The 13,671-nt window shown below is 71.8% G+C and carries 11 protein-coding genes; 3 read left to right on the plus strand and 8 right to left on the minus strand.

The genetic code is table 11. From position 1 onward, the window contains the following. Positions 1-6 precede the first annotated feature (6 nt). Together ACFYV1_RS08580 and ACFYV1_RS08585 are read right to left on the minus strand one after the other, a co-directional pair. On the minus strand, positions 7-1,260 hold the full coding sequence (locus tag ACFYV1_RS08580) for a pyroglutamyl peptidase (protein WP_389395260.1): 1,254 nt from the start codon (positions 1,258-1,260) through the stop codon (positions 7-9). Positions 1,261-1,329: 69 nt separating this feature from the next. Then, positions 1,330-2,259 carry a GDSL-type esterase/lipase family protein gene (locus ACFYV1_RS08585; protein ID WP_389395261.1) on the minus strand — a complete coding sequence of 310 codons (930 nt, stop codon included), beginning with the start codon at positions 2,257-2,259 and terminating at the stop codon, positions 1,330-1,332. A gap of 264 nt (positions 2,260-2,523) precedes the next feature. Between ACFYV1_RS08585 and ACFYV1_RS08590 the strand changes: the two genes are divergently transcribed. Further along, positions 2,524-3,018 carry a DUF3145 domain-containing protein gene (locus ACFYV1_RS08590; RefSeq protein WP_389394690.1) on the plus strand — a complete coding sequence of 165 codons (495 nt, stop codon included), beginning with the start codon at positions 2,524-2,526 and terminating at the stop codon, positions 3,016-3,018. A 146-nt stretch (positions 3,019-3,164) separates the two neighbouring features. Here the strand turns inward: ACFYV1_RS08590 and fabF are convergent, their stop codons facing one another. From fabF to ACFYV1_RS08615, 5 genes are all read right to left on the minus strand, one after another. Further along, the gene (gene fabF, locus ACFYV1_RS08595) at positions 3,165-4,427 is read right to left on the minus strand and encodes a beta-ketoacyl-ACP synthase II (protein WP_389394691.1); all 1,263 of its coding nucleotides are present in this window, start codon (positions 4,425-4,427) and stop codon (positions 3,165-3,167) included. A 79-nt stretch (positions 4,428-4,506) separates the two neighbouring features. Further along, entirely contained in the window at positions 4,507-4,755 is a 249-nt protein-coding gene (locus tag ACFYV1_RS08600) for an acyl carrier protein (RefSeq protein ID WP_389394692.1), read from the minus strand. Positions 4,756-4,821: 66 nt separating this feature from the next. Next, positions 4,822-5,853: a ketoacyl-ACP synthase III gene (locus ACFYV1_RS08605; protein ID WP_389394693.1), complete on the minus strand. Its 1,032-nt coding sequence runs from the start codon at positions 5,851-5,853 to the stop codon at positions 4,822-4,824. Positions 5,854-5,869: 16 nt separating this feature from the next. After that, positions 5,870-6,784, minus strand: coding sequence for an ACP S-malonyltransferase (locus tag ACFYV1_RS08610; protein WP_389394694.1), 915 nt, complete (start codon positions 6,782-6,784; stop codon positions 5,870-5,872). An 89-nt stretch (positions 6,785-6,873) separates the two neighbouring features. Then, on the minus strand, positions 6,874-8,058 hold the full coding sequence (locus tag ACFYV1_RS08615; RefSeq protein WP_389394695.1) for a PucR family transcriptional regulator: 1,185 nt from the start codon (positions 8,056-8,058) through the stop codon (positions 6,874-6,876). 93 nt (positions 8,059-8,151) lie between these two features. On the opposite strand from ACFYV1_RS08615, the gene ACFYV1_RS08620 reads away from it, so the two are divergent. Next, positions 8,152-8,811: a pirin family protein gene (locus ACFYV1_RS08620; RefSeq protein WP_389394696.1), complete on the plus strand. Its 660-nt coding sequence runs from the start codon at positions 8,152-8,154 to the stop codon at positions 8,809-8,811. A 1,273-nt stretch (positions 8,812-10,084) separates the two neighbouring features. Next, positions 10,085-12,235 carry a HEAT repeat domain-containing protein gene (locus ACFYV1_RS08625; RefSeq protein WP_389394697.1) on the plus strand — a complete coding sequence of 717 codons (2,151 nt, stop codon included), beginning with the start codon at positions 10,085-10,087 and terminating at the stop codon, positions 12,233-12,235. Between the two features lie 209 nt (positions 12,236-12,444). Here ACFYV1_RS08625 and ACFYV1_RS08630 read toward each other — a convergent pair whose 3' ends face one another. After that, positions 12,445-13,632: an Ig-like domain-containing protein gene (locus tag ACFYV1_RS08630; RefSeq protein ID WP_389394698.1), complete on the minus strand. Its 1,188-nt coding sequence runs from the start codon at positions 13,630-13,632 to the stop codon at positions 12,445-12,447. Between the last annotated feature and the right edge of the window lie 39 nt (positions 13,633-13,671).

Below are 13,671 nucleotides of genomic sequence, written 5' to 3' on the forward strand. Positions count from 1 at the left end.
CGCCCATCATCGTGCCCCGCCGTTCTCCGCCGCCACACGGATGATCTCCCGCACCTGGGCGATGATGTCCACCCGGTTGCGGACGAACTGCGGGTCGGTGATCTCTGTCGTGTTCCCCGCCCCGAACTGAAGCACCGGCGTGTGCACATGGCCGCCCGGGATGTCGAGGCCGAGCCGGTCGCGGAGCAGGGTGGCGCGGTAGGCGATCTCGTTGGAGAGGTAGTCGCCGCCGCCGCCCGCGCGTGCGGTCGAGCCCGGCGTCGGGCCGTTCGGCCGCACCACGGGCGTGCTCTGGCCGGCAGGGATCTCGGTCACGGAGGTGTTGTCGTACACCGGGAAGCGGCCGGTCTCCGCGGCGGTGATCGCCTTGTACGGGAGCGACGTGAGCGTCCACTGCGGCTGCGAGGCCGGATCGGTCACGGGCACGGTCTCCGTGCGGGAGACGTTGTCGTTGTCCGGGAAGCCGCCCCGCCAGGCCCCGTTGAACCGTTCGATGTCGACACGGCCCACCCGGCCCTGGCTCACGGTCGTGAACAGATCAGCCTCCGGCAGCCGCGCCTCGAGGGTGCGTTCGACCGTGCCGTCCGCGAAGTCCTGCCAGCGCACCGGGAAAACGGCCGTCTCGATCCTGGCCGGCCCGTCCGCCGTGCGGATCCAGGTGCCGTCGAGCGCGAGGGCGGTCGCCCCGGACGGGTTGCTGATACGGATGTCCCGGTCGAGCGTGAACGGGTCGAAGCCCGTCATCACGATGCGCTTGACGTCCTTGCCCAGGGGAAAGTCCATCGAGTCCTGGCCGCGCGAGCTCTGCTCCAGACGGTCCATCAGCCGAGCCCGCTGCGCCTGCGGGAGGTCGAACCCGGGCTGCCACTGCCGCAGCGCCGCCGTCATCCCGAGCCGCGCCCAGTACAGCGGCCGGTCGTCGTCGCGGCTCAGGTCGCCGCGCGCCGCGCCCCTGCCCTGAGCCCGGTCCACGGCCCGCTCCCACAGCGCGGCTCCGTGGCGTGCGACGGCACGCTCTGCCTGCCGGTAGGACCGCGCGCCCTCCAGCGCGCGCCGGAGGGCCGGCGCCACCGTGTCGAACCCGCTGCGGCGCAGGATCTCCTGGGGCACGGCACGTTCGAGCCGCTGTTCCTCCACGGTGGGCGCGGCACCCGCCGGGGCCGGCGCCGCGGACGCGACGGGGGACGCGGTGAGTGTGAGGGCGGCGGAGGCGAGCAGGGCGACAGCGGTGGCGTCCAGGCGGGCGCGTATCCGGGGCACGGTGATCCTTTCGTCCAAGTGGCGGAAGTATCGCCCGCGACGAGCCGCCGCGGAAGGCCGTCCGTTCGCCTACCCGGCCGTTTCCGGGGCCCGTGCGGCCGTGATGTTGCGATATGCGATCTCCGCCAGCCGCTGCTGGCCGTCCCTGCCGGGGTGGAACCAGTCCCAGCGGCTCAACTGATCACCGGTGAACCGGTAGTCGAAGACGGCCCCGCCGTCGTAACGGCAGCGGTCGTCCTTCGCGCACACGTCCGCGAGTACGCCGTTGTACGCCACGACCCGCTCCCGGACGCTGTCCCGGCGCTGCTGCGCCCGCTCGCTGTCGTCCTGCGCGTCCCCGAGCATCGAGGCGCAGATGCCCAGTTCCCATATCCGGCTGCCCAGCGCGTCGCTCCGGCCGACCGACCACAGCCGCTTGAGGTCCGGGACGCTGGAGACGTAGACCTGTGCCTTCGGGGCGCCCTTCCTGAGCTGTGCCATGGAGGCCTCGAGGGAGGCGCGGAAGTCCTCGACGGGCGTCATACGGTCCACCGTGTCCGCGCAGGCGTCGTTCGCGCCCACCATCACCGTGACCAGCTCCGGCTTGTGGACCGCGGCCTGCGCCATCTGGCCGGGCAGGTCGGCGGCATCGGCGCCGGACCGGGCGAGGTTCCAACTGCGCTCGGCCACCGCGGACGGGCCGAGCAGCCGCATGGCAAGGCTGTTCACCGTGGTGTCCGTGCCGGTGGCCCACGACACCTCTGGGCAGTCCGCCAGCACCATGCACGCGTCGAAGCCGCGGGTGATGGAGTCGCCGACCGCGGCGAGGGACCGCGGGCTGCGGTCCCACACCCGTGTCGGGCTCGGGCTGGGGGAGGGCCGATCGGACGCGGAGGGGGGACGCCGGGAGGACTCTGACGAGGAGTCACATGCCGCGAGCGCGCCTGCCGCCAGGGCGGCGGTGGCGAGCGCGACGGTCGCACCGGTACGTGCACGGAGCGTCCGGCTGCGCTGGCGCAAGGTCACTTCCCCCTCCACAAACCCGGCATCCGACCTCCTGCCGAGTGAAAGCTTGGTGCGTACGGGCCCCAGGACCGACATTACGTCACCCCTCGGAGGGTTCCGCACGGTAACTTTTGCCACGTCGACCCAGAGGTCCACCTCGTCCATCGGCGCCGGTAAATTACATCACGTCACATGCCGTCCCTTTTGTGGAGACTTGTCCCCGATGCTGTTTACTGAGGCCGCTGGGAAGACGAACCTCGTCCCACACTGGAGGTCCCGGTGACGACACGTGGCGTTCTGTACGTTCACTCCGCACCGCGCGCGCTGTGCCCGCACGTCGAATGGGCGGTCGCGGGCGTGCTCGGCGTACGGGTCCAGTTGGACTGGATCCGGCAGCCCGCATCGCCGGGCACCTGGAGAGCCGAGTTCTCCTGGCGGGGCGAGGTGGGGACGGCCTCCAAGCTGGCGTCCGCGCTGCGCGGTTGGCATCTCCTGCGCTTCGAGGTGACGGCGGAGCCCTGCGCCACGGCGGAGGGCGAGCGCTACAGCGCCACGCCCGAACTCGGGATCTTCCATGCCGTGACCGGCATCCACGGGGACATCCTGGTCCCGGAGGACCGCCTGCGTGCGGCGCTGGCACGGTCCACGCAGGGCGAGACGGACCTCGAGGCGGAGATCGCGAAGCTGCTCGGGAAGCCGTGGGACGACGAGCTGGAGCCGTTCCGCTACGCCGGCGAGGGCGCGCCGGTGCGCTGGCTCCACCAGGTGGTCTGACCGGAAAAGGCAACGGCCCGCGCCTCCGTGAGGGAGCGCGGGCCTCGCCCGTGCGTGGGATCCGCCCGTGCGTTGGGATCTGCCCGAGCCCGTGATCGGACCGTGCCCCGGGATCTACCCGACCCCGGGGCCGGACCGTGTCTGAATCAGACGGTGCGGAACGCCAGAACCACGTTGTGGCCGCCGAAGCCGAACGAGTTGTTGATCGCGGCGATCGTGCCCTCCGGCAGCGTCCGCGGCTCACCGCGGACGATGTCCGCGTCGACCGCCTCGTCGAGGTCGTCGACGTTGATCGTCGGCGGCGCCGTGCGGTGGTGCAGCGCCAGGACCGTCGCGACGGTCTCGATGCCGCCCGCGCCGCCCAGCAGGTGACCCGTCATCGACTTCGTCGCGGAGACCGCGACATGGTCCAGGTCGTCGCCGAGCACGGCGCGCAGTGCCTTGATCTCCGCGACGTCACCCTGCGGCGTCGACGTTGCGTGCGCGTTGAGGTGGACGACCTCGGACGGCTTGAGGTCCGTGGTCTCCAGCAGGTTCCGCATGGCCGCCGCGATACCGCGGCCCGTCGGCTCGGGCTGCGCGATGTGGTGGCTGTCCGCGGACAGACCCTGACCCAGCACCTCGCAGTAGACCTTCGCGCCACGAGCGGCAGCGTGCTCCGCGGACTCCAGGACCACGACGCCCGCGCCCTCGCCGAGGACGAAGCCGTCACGGGCGGTGTCGTAGGGCCGCGAGGCCTTCTCGGGCTCGTCGTTGCTCTTGGACATCGCCATCATGTTGGCGAACGCGGCGATCGGCAGCGGGTGGATCGCCGCTTCCGTGCCACCGGCGACGACCACGTCGGCACGGCCGGTGCGGATCATCTCGACGGCGTAGCCGATCGCCTCGGCGCCGGACGCGCACGCGGACACCGGGGTGTGCACGCCCGCCTGGGCGTTCACCTCGAGGCCGACGTTGGCGGAGGGGCCGTTGGGCATCAGCATGGGCACGGTGTGCGGGGAGACGCGGCGTACGCCCTTCTCCTTGAGCACGTCGTACTGGTCGAGCAGAGTCGTCACGCCGCCGATGCCGGAGGCGATGACGGTGCCCAGGCGCGCCGGGGCGATGGACTCGTCCTCGCCGGCGGGCGCCGTGTAGCCGGCGTCGGCCCACGCCTCGCGGGCCGCGATCAGCGCGAACTGCGCGGAGCGGTCCAGCCGGCGGGCCAGGGGGCGCGGCAGGACGTCGCCGGGGTCGACCGCGGCGGTCGCCGCGATCTTCACCGGGAGCTCGGCGAAACGCTCACCTTCGAGCAGCTTCACACCGGAACGTCCGGCGATGAGACCTTCCCAGGTCGATGCGCTGTCGCCACCCAACGGTGTGGTTGCGCCGATACCGGTGACGACCACGGTGCGATTGGTCGAGTTCACAGGAATTCTTTCTCCACGATTAGAGGGTGCTGAATTTTCACGGCGCCACCGGAGGGTGGCGACAAACGCGACTGAAGACTCAGGCCTGGTGCTTGGCGATGTAGTCCGCGGCGTCGCCGACGGTCTTCAGGTTCTTGACGTCCTCGTCCGGGATCTTGACGTCGAAGCGCTCTTCGGCGGCGACGACGACCTCGACCATGGACAGCGAGTCGACGTCCAGGTCGTCCGTGAAGGACTTGTCCAGCTGGACGTCCTCGACCGGGATACCGGCGATCTCGTTGACGATCTCGGCGAGACCGGAAACGATCTCTTCCTGCGTGGCGGCCATGTTGGCGCTCCTTCGGTGTTTTTTCAGAGGGTGTGGCAGCAGCCGTCCGGAAGATCCGTACGGTGCCTAGGGGAGGGTAACGACCGTCGCGGCGTAGACGAGACCCGCCCCGAAGCCGATGACGAGCGCGGTGTCGCCGCTCTTCGCCTGTCCGGTCGCCAGGAGCCGCTCCATCGCGAGCGGGATCGAGGCGGCCGAGGTGTTGCCGGTGGTCTCCACGTCACGGGCGACCGTGACGTGCTCCGGCAGCTTCAGGGTCTTCACCATCGAGTCGATGATCCGCATGTTGGCCTGGTGCGGGATGAAGACGTCCAGGTCGGCCGCGCTTATTCCGGCGGCGTCGAGCGCCTGCTGGGCGACCTTGGCCATCTCGAAGACGGCCCAGCGGAACACCGCCTGGCCCTCCTGCGTGATGGCGGGGAACTTGACCTCGCCGCGCGAGTTGAGCGGCAGATTCGAGACGTCACCGAGGTGCAGGTCGTCCCACGGGACGGTCTGCTTGATCGTCTCGGACTTGTCGCCCTCGGAGCCCCAGACGGTGGGGCCGATGTGCGGCTCGTCGGAGGGGCCGACGACGACCGCGCCCGCGCCGTCACCGAACAGGAAGGCCGTCGCGCGGTCCTCCAGGTCGGTCAGGTCGCTGAGCCGCTCGACACCGATGACCAGCACGTACTCCGCGGAGCCCTCGACGATCATGCCCTTGGCGAGGGTCAGGCCGTAGCCGAAGCCCGCACAGCCGGCGGAGATGTCGAACGCGGCGGGCTTGCCCGCACCGACCTTGTCGGCGATCTCGGTCGCCACGGCCGGCGTCTGCTTGAAGTGCGAGACGGTCGAGACGACGACGGCGCCGATCTGCTCGGCGGCGACCCCGGCATCCGCGAGCGCCTTGCCTGCGGCCTCGACCGACATCGCGGTCACCGTCTCCTGGGGGGAGGCCCAGTGGCGGGTGGCGATACCGGAGCGGGAGCGGATCCACTCGTCGGAGGAGTCGATCTTCTCGAGGATCACCTCGTTGGGCACGACCCGGGTCGGGCGGTAGCCGCCGACACCCATGATCCGTGCGTACGGGGCGCCCTTGCTGGGCTTGATCTTCGACATGCTCTACGGCTCCTTCTCAGGCTGAGTGCTCGGCGACGAGCGTGCGGGCCGCGTCGAGGTCGTCGGGCGTCTTCAGCGCCAGGGTCGCCACACCGGGCAGCGCGCGCTTGGCGATACCGGTGAGGGTGCCGCCGGGGCAGACCTCGACCAGGGCAGTGACGCCCCGCTCCTTGAAGGTCTCCATGCACAGGTCCCAGCGGACCGGATTGGCGACCTGACCCACCAGACGGGAGATGACGTCGGCGCCGTCGGCGACGATCTGCCCGTCCTTGTTCGAGACGTACGGGACGGCCGGGTCGACGACCGTGAGGGCCTTGGCGGCCTCCTCGAGCTTGGCGACCGCGGGCGCCATGTGGAGCGTGTGGAACGCGCCGGCCACCTTCAGCGGCAGCACCCGGCGGACGCCTTCCGGCTTGTCCTCGGCGAGCGCGGCGAGCTGCTCCGCGGTGCCGGCGGCGACGATCTGGCCGGCGCCGTTCACGTTCGCCGGGGTGAGGCCGAGCTTCTCCAGGTGGGCGATGACCGTGTCGGCCTCGCCGCCGAGGATCGCCGCCATGCCCGTCTCGGTGATCGCGGCGGCCTCCGCCATCGCCACGCCGCGGGCCCGTACGAGCTTCAGCGCCGAGATGTCGTCGACGACACCGGCGAACGCGGCGGCCGTGATCTCGCCGACGCTGTGCCCGGCGACCGCGCCGGGAGCCACCTCACCGAGCGCCGACGCGGACAGCAGTCCTGCGGCGACGAGAAGGGGCTGCGCGACGGCGGTGTCGCGGATCTCGTCCGCGTCGGCCTTGGTGCCGTAGTGGGCAAGGTCGAGCCCGATGGCGTCCGACCAGGCCGCGATGCGGTCGGCGGCGCCGGGGAGGTCGAGCCAGGGAGTCAGGAAGCCGGGCGTCTGAGCGCCTTGGCCGGGAGCGACGAGTACGAGCACCCTCACACTCTCTCTTGTGGACGGCCTTGCCCGCCCGTGAGGACAGGGACGAAGAACCGTCAGGGGAATTGTCGGTGTTCCACAAAAGTCTAGAGCTGGGCATCCCCGTCGGCCAGACGCCCGAGGATGAGAGCGATTCGCAGCGTGAAGGCGGAGCGTACATCGGAGGGTGACCAGCCGGTGACGTCTGTCACACGTCGCAGCCGGTAGCGCACGGTGTTGGGGTGAACGAAGAGCATGCGCGCCGCGCCTTCGAGGCTGCTCGCCTGCTCCAGATAGACACTCAGAGTTTCCAGAAGAGCCGAGCCGGCCTCCTCCAGTGGTCTGTAGATCTCCTCCACCAACTGCTCACGCGCCGCAGGGTCGGAGGCGATGGCCCGCTCCGGCAGCAGATCGTCCGCCAGGACCGGCCTCGGCGCGTCCTGCCAGGCGGAGCACGCCTTGAGTCCCGCCGCGGCGGCCTGCGCGGACCGGGTCGCCGCCAGCAGGTCGGGAACGATCGGACCGGCGACGACCGGCCCCGCCGCGTACGGGCCGATCAGGGCCTTCGCGACATGCAGCGGATTGTCGTTGCCACCCGCGATGACGACGAGCCGGTCGCCGAGCACCCCGGTCAGCACCTGAAGCTTGGCGTGCCGGGCGGCACGGCGGATCGCCTCGACGGTCAGCTCGCTGTCCCCGTCCGGCGCTGTGCCGAGGATCACGCACACATGCTCCGGCGAGTTCCAGCCGAGGGCCGCGGCACGGGACACCGCACCCTCGTCGGCCTCACCGGAGAGCACCGCGTTGACGACGAGCGACTCCAGGCGGGCGTCCCACGCGCCACGGGCCTCCGCGGCCTGCGCGTACACCTGTGCGGTGGCGAAGGCGATCTCCCGCGCGTAGACGAGCAGCGCCTCACGCAGCACGGACTCGTCACCTGGTGCGGCGACCTCCTCGATCGCGGTCTCCATGACCTCGATCGTGGTGCGCACCATCTCGACGGTCTGGCGCAGGGTGATCGCCCGGGTCAGCTCGCGCGGGGCGGTGCCGAAGACGTCGGTGGAGATCGCCTGGGGGGTCTCCGGGTGCCGGAACCACTCGGTGAACGCGGCGATACCGGCCTGGGCGACCAGGCCGATCCACGACCGGTTCTCCGGTGGCATGGCCCGGTACCACGGCAGTGACTCGTCCATGCGGGCGATGGCGTTCGCGGCGAGCCGGCCCGAGGACTGCTCGAGGCGGCGCAGGGTCGCGGAGTGCGGGTGGGAGGAGTTCGCTGCAGGTTCGGGCACGGGACAAGAGTGCCTTATCAGGACGCGTGGGCTGCGTCCCGGGGTTCTTGTTCACCGCCACGACATGTGCGCGCTCCCGGCTACCGTGGTGGCGTGATATCCGTTCGGCGCGCCGGTGAGCGCTACAGCGGCGGCGATCTCGCGGCCGGTATCGAGTCCTTCCACGCCTTCTCCTTCGGGTGGCACTACGACCCGGACAACCTGCGCTTCGGCGCGATCCTCGCCTGCAACGAGGAGCGGCTCGCGCCCGGCGCCGGCTTCGACGAGCATCCGCACAGCCACACCGAGATCGTCACCTGGGTCGTCGAGGGCGAACTCACCCACCGCGACTCGGCGGGTCACGCCACCGTCGTGCGCCCCGGCGACGTCCAGCGCCTGAGCTCCGCGGGCGGTGTGCGGCACGTGGAACGCAACGACGGCGACGCTCCGCTGGTCTTCGTCCAGATGTGGCTCGCCCCGCTGGAACCGGGCGGCGAGCCGTCGTACGAGATCGTGCCCGGCATCGCCGACTCCACTCCGTACGCCCTCCCGGAGGCGGGCGCGATGCTCCACGTACGGCGGACGGTCGCCGGGGAGCGGTGGGCGGTGCCGGACGCGGCGTCCGTGTACGTACATGTGGTGCGCGGCCGTGTGCGCCTCCAGGGGGACGAGTTGGGCCCCGGGGACGCGGCGCGGATCACGGATGCGGAGGGCCTGGAACTCCTCGCGGCCGACGCGGCCGAGGTGCTGCTGTGGGAGATGGCCGCCGGCTGACCGCCGACGGGCGGGCCGCCCGTCGCCCCGCGGCCGAACGAGGTGAGGGGATCTCCCTCCGGATCGAGGCGCGAGGTGGCCGTCGAGCGTCAGTGCGCCCTTGAACTCGGCAAGCCGAGCCGGTGGTTCGCGAGGCGGGAGGTGGAGGGCCGGACGCGACTTCCGGTCAATTCATGACAGAGAACTGTCGTCTCCTGCACGCCTTCCTGACATGCCGCAACAACGAGTTCGTCGTCGATGACGGCACTCTCCAGTTGCCGCCGCGGGCGGAATGACAAGCGAGCACGACCGCCGAGGGCGGTACCCGGAGTTCCACGGGTACCGCCCTCGGTCCCGTTGCCCACGAGGACGGCGCCGCCGGCGGGCGCCGTCCCCGGACGGGCCCGCGCGCCGCGGCGATCTCCGGCCGGGGCGCCTCAGTCCTGCCGCGTGATCCAGTCGCCGGGCAGCGCCGTCCTGAGCGCGTTGAGCCGCGCGGCGCTGCGGGCGCGGACCCAGAGCCACTGCCGGGCGTCGTCCCGCAACAGCAGGCCGTCGCCGGCGAACCACCGGACGGGGTGCCCGTCCGGATCCGCCCAAGCGGATGGTCGGGAAACGGGATGCGGTCGAAGCGGTCCTCGACCGCCCGGAGAGTCTTCTCGTCCAGCTCGCGGTTGTCGTTGACGTCGCCTTCCGTCCCGCCGCCGTACAGCAAAGCCTCCGACAGGACCATTTCCACCGTTGCCGACGAGAACCGGTCCAGGAACGGCCGCCAGCCGGTGGGGCGGGTGTGCGCGACGTTCTGGAACACCACGGGAGGATCGGCCTCCCCCAAGTGCGGCACGGGTACGCCCCACAGGGCGCAGTGCTGGTTCTCGACCCGGAAGACCAGCACGTCGTCCTCGACCCACAACCGGTCGGGCGGCAGCAGCGGATCCTGGCGGCTCGTCAGGTCCCGGCGTCCCAGAAGCCGGTAGCACGCAGTCAGGGCGTCCGGCAGCGGGAAGCCGAGGCGCTGCTCGGCAGCGGTCGTCTCGTCCGGCCGGCACCCGTCGCCCCGCGTCCGGGGACGCGTCCAACGGGCCATGAACCCTTCGGCGAACCGCGTCGCGCCGGCGGCGTCGCAGACGGCTGAGACCGCGTCACCGAGGCTGCCCTCCTGTGCCATGCGACGACCCTACGAATCACGCGACCGGCAGGGCAACCCGGCTGCTCGCGAACGTCGTGCGGCGTCCGCCCGGCCGCCGCCGCGCACGCCGATCGACTGTCAGAGCAGCCTGCCATGATCTGTGCCATGGAACTCGCACATCCTCTCGACGGCCTCGACGCGCATCCATGGGCGCACGCCGCACATGCCTACGGCAGCGCCGAGGATCTGCCGGACGTGCTGCGGGCCCTGACCGGTGACGACCAGGAGGCCGCGGACGAGGCGATCTCTGAGCTGTACGGCAGCGTGATCCACCAGGGAACCGTCTACGCGGCCAGCGCCGAAGCCGCACCCTTCCTGGCCCGTGTCGCGGCAGCGGGGTACATGACCGCCGACGTGCTGCGACTGCTGGGCGACCTGGCGGAGAGCGACGACGAGTACGGGGTCGAACCGGGCACTGTCCGGAGGGCGGTCGCCGCACAGCTGCCGTTGCTCATCCCCCTGCTGGGGGACGCCGACCCGGAGGTGCGCCGGGCCGCCGTGTGGGCGGTCGGGCACACGCGGGCCGAAGCGATCGCGCTGCCGGAGGTCCGCGGGCGCTGGGACACGGAGCGGGAGCCGCTCGTACGGGCGGAGCTGCTCGACGCGATCGCCCGCCTCGACGTCAAGGCGGCCACCGCCCTGGCCCGCGAGCACCTGGACGCGGAGCATCCGGCGCCGCTGCGGCTCACCGCTGTCCTCGTCTGCCTGGACGCGGGCGTGGCGTGGGGGCCGGAGCACCATGACGGGGTGCTGTCCCTGCTGCCCGCGAGCTCGTTGGGCGCGGAACGGTTGGACACGGACCGCGCCGAACCGCTGCACTTCGTCGTGGAGGCGCTGCTGCGCCGGGCCACGGAGGCGGACACCACCGCTGCGATCGACCTGCTGGACGCTGCTCTGCGGGACGGGCGGACCGAGGTGCAGTCGGAGGCGGTGTGGGCGGCCGAAAGTGCCGTGACGCTCTCCCGAAGCGCCGCTGACCGGCTGCTTCCCGCCGTGCTCGCGCTGCTGGGATCCGCCGGGACGGCGGTCGGCGCGCTGCGCCTGCTGACGCCGCTGGGGCCGAGGGCCGTCGCGGCCGCGCCCGCTCTGACCGCCCTGGCGGCGCATCCGAGCAGCGCCCCCGGTGACGACCTCGCCGACCGTGCGCTCGCCGCGCTGGTGCTGGTGGCACCGGAGGAGGCGGCTCCACTGCTCGCCCGTGATCTCACGCGCCGTCCCTGGGCGCTCGACGCGGCCGCCGGGTTGCGGGCGCCGGAGGACACGCCCTTCCCCTTCCACCCGGAGCTGCTCGACGCGGTGCGGGCCCGGCTGGCGGAGGGAGAGCTGCCGGGCAACGAACCCTGGCAGCTGACGCGCCTGTTGCGGCAGTGGGGAGGGAAGGCCGCGCCCGCACTGCCCGAGCTGTACGCGGTGCTCGACCGGTATCCGCTGACGGTGGGCCCCGCCGTCGCGGCTGTCGCCGCCGACTGCCCGCCCGACGAGCGGCTTCGGGCTGCGAACGCGTTGCGCCCGGCGGCCGAGGACGGACCGCTGGCCGCTGCTCGGGCTCATCACGACCTGACGGGCGACACGGGCGTGCTCCTGGCCCGGATCGGGCGGGCGCTCGCCTCGGGAGCGGACGACGTGCGGCACGCGGCCACCGTCGCCGGCGAACTGGGCCCTGAGGCGGCGCCGTTGGCCGACGCGCTGCGTGCCGCCCTCAGTGATGCGGACGCCCGGTGCGTCACTCCGGTGCTCGACGCGGACGTCGCGACAGCCGACGCGCTCTGGCGGATCACCCGGGACGCCCGGGTCGTGGTCCCGGTGCTGGACTCGGTGTTCGCGCGCGCGGGGGACGAACCGTGGTTCCGGTGGACCTCGATACGCGCCGCACGCGTGTCCGCCCTGCTCGGTCCGGCCGGGCGACCGCTGGTGCCGCGTCTCGAAGCGCTGCTGGCCGATCCCGAGAAGGTGCCGTCGGCTGTCCTGGCCCTGGTGGCCGTCTCGGCGGAGGATTCTCTCGACCGCCCCCGACTGGCCGGTCTCGTCCTGACGTCCGCCGAGGGCGGGGCGGACGCGCTGGAGGCGTGCGACGCGCTGGCGGCCCTTGGCCCGGACGCCTCGACCGACGACCACCTGCGCAGGCTGACCGACTTGGCGGAGCGGGACCTGCGTGTGGTGCGCGCGGGCATCGACGGCGAGGTCGTCCGCAAGGACGAGCTGCTGCGGGCGCGGGCCCGCGAGGTGGTCGCCGGCTGGCGTCTCGGACCAGCCTGAGACGGCGGAGGAGGGGGGAGAGCGCGGGGAGGCGGACGGCGTCCCCCGGAGCGCGCGGACCGCTCTGAGACGCCGTCGATCGGTCACCTCAGTTGTCCGTCGTGGCCAGCTTCGCCGCGAAACCGAGGAACCGGCACGAGGTGCACGGCGCCTGGCGGGCGGCGCGACACCCGCAGGTCCGCGCCGCCCGCGCCCTCCGCGCCCCGGCCTCAGCGCAGCGCGCTCTTCGCCTGCCAGTCCGCCCACGGCACGTTCCACGCGCCGAAGCCGTTGCCGGGTGCGACGACGCCCTTGGTGTCCCTGCCGTTGATCTCGAACGGGTCCCCTGGGCGGACCTGGTCGTAGAACCAGGCGGCGTTCGCGTCGCTCATGCCTATGCAGCCGGAGCTCTTGTTGGCCCTGCCGAACCACTTGGCGTTCCACGGCGCGGCGTGCGCGTACATCCCCGACCAGGTCAGCCGCATCGACTTGTCGACCATCTTGTCGTAGGCGTCGCCGAGACCGACGGTCTCGGAATTCATGTTGATCGTGCCCTCCTTGGCCATCAGCACGGCCGTGCCACGCCAGGAGCGCTTGTCGCCGCCGGGAGTGCCGCCGGAGACCGGAATCGTACGAACCGCCCGGCCGTCGCGCTCCAGAGTGAGCTGCTTGCGGTCGAGATCGACCTTGACTACCTGGCTCGCGCCGATGGTGAAGGTGGTCGAGTAGTCGCGGACGAACCAGCCGCCGTCGCCGGAGTCCGTGCCGTTCAGTTCGGCGGTCAGCGTGACCCTGGTGCCGGGCTCGAAGTACTTCTCGGGCCGCCAGTCGACCCGGTCGCGGCCGGAGTAGTCCTCGACCCAGCCCCAGGATCCCTCGGTGGCGTTCGAGGTGGTGAGCTTCAACTGCCTCTCGACGGCGGCCTTGTCCGTGACCGGGTTGTCGAAGACGAGTGAGATCGGCTGGGCGATGCCGACGACCGTGTTCGCCCCGGGCCGCCAGTCGACCTTGTTGACCTTGTCCGCCTCGGCCGTGGTGAACACGGACTTCGTGGTGCTCCTCGTCCCGGCCTTCGTCGTCGTCACGGCCGTGACCGTGTACGAGGTGCCCGGGGCCGCGTTGCGCTGCGACGTCCAACTCGAGCCCCCCGCACCCAGCTTGCCGCCGAGAGCGCGACCCTCGGCGTCGGTGGCGGTGACCGAGGTCAGCGTGCCGCCCGCCGCCGTCACCTTGACGGGCACACCGGCCTCGACGTCCTTGCCGCGAGGCGTCACGGTCACGGTCGCCGGGCGGTCCTCTGCGGCCGCCGTCCCGCCGCCCTTGGCGTCCGGGGCAGGCGTACCGGATCCGGACGAACAGGCGGCGAGCGGAGCGAGCAGCACCGCGACCGCCGCGATGCGCACACGTATGTGGCTCAACGGATTCCCCCGTCACGAGTAGTGGTTGTACCGGCGACT

This window comes from Streptomyces sp. NPDC003023 (genome assembly GCF_042888225.1).
Taxonomy (GTDB): domain Bacteria; phylum Actinomycetota; class Actinomycetes; order Streptomycetales; family Streptomycetaceae; genus Streptomyces.

Bases quoted from the DNA above. Each gene is read 5' to 3' on its own strand.
- ACFYV1_RS08600 (WP_389394692.1), bottom strand. From the start codon at position 4,755: ATGGCCGCCACGCAGGAAGAGATCGTTTCCGGTCTCGCCGAGATCGTC.
- ACFYV1_RS08605 (WP_389394693.1), bottom strand. From the start codon at position 5,853: ATGTCGAAGATCAAGCCCAGCAAGGGCGCCCCGTACGCACGGATCATG.
- ACFYV1_RS08625 (WP_389394697.1), top strand. From the start codon at position 10,085: ATGGAACTCGCACATCCTCTCGACGGCCTCGACGCGCATCCATGGGCG.